1 protein-coding gene is annotated in these 249 nt (G+C 54.2%); it reads left to right on the forward strand.

The window, feature by feature from the left end; all coding sequences use genetic code 11:
* Positions 1-28 precede the first annotated feature (28 nt).
* Positions 29-249: type VI secretion system baseplate subunit TssE (gene tssE, locus ACM615_RS23885; protein WP_431012626.1), on the forward strand; the 221-nt coding region annotated here is incomplete at its 3' end.

A 249-nucleotide genomic window follows, 5' to 3' on the forward strand; every position in this document is an offset into this window, starting at 1 on the left:
ACATTGATTTTTCTCAGGCGGCCTCGATTTGCACAACGTCAGCGAAGAGAATCAGGTGATCCTCTCCGTGCTTGATAACATGCAGCGCATTCTTAACTGTCGCGCGGGCACGCTTACGCACCTGCCCGATTATGGCTTGCCGGACATGAGCAAAATCCTGCAAGGGATGCCCGGCACGGCGCACTCGCTGCTGACCACGCTTTCCGGCACGTTACTCAAATACGAACCCCGCCTGAGAAAAATCAATGT

It is taken from the genome of Rahnella sp. PAMC25617 (genome assembly GCF_050606005.1).
GTDB classification, from domain to species: domain Bacteria; phylum Pseudomonadota; class Gammaproteobacteria; order Enterobacterales; family Enterobacteriaceae; genus Rahnella; species Rahnella variigena.